This window comes from Delftia sp. ASV31 (genome assembly GCF_016428765.1).
GTDB lineage: Bacteria > Pseudomonadota > Gammaproteobacteria > Burkholderiales > Burkholderiaceae_C > Comamonas > Comamonas acidovorans.
On the sequence record NZ_JAELTK010000333.1, the window covers coordinates 1 to 293 of the forward strand.

General features: G+C 65.5%; 1 pseudogene. It reads left to right on the plus strand.

The features are described 5' to 3' along the window. Window positions 1-293: pseudogene (locus JHD82_RS29695) on the plus strand (electron transfer flavoprotein subunit beta/FixA family protein); the annotation flags it as partial.

Below are 293 nucleotides of genomic sequence, written 5' to 3' on the forward strand. Positions count from 1 at the left end.
GCCAACCAGACCGGCCAGATGCTGGCGGCCCTGGCCGACCTGCCGCAAGCCACCTTCGCCTCCAAGGTCGAAGTCGCTGGCGACAAGGTGAATGTCACGCGTGAAGTGGACGGCGGCCTGGAAACCCTGGCCCTGAGCCTGCCGGCCGTCATCACCACCGACCTGCGCCTGAACGAGCCGCGCTACGTCACGCTGCCCAACATCATGAAGGCCAAGAAAAAGCAGCTGGACACGGTCAAGCCTGAAGAGCTGGGCGTCGATGTCGCCCCGCGCCTGAAGACGCTCAAGGTGGC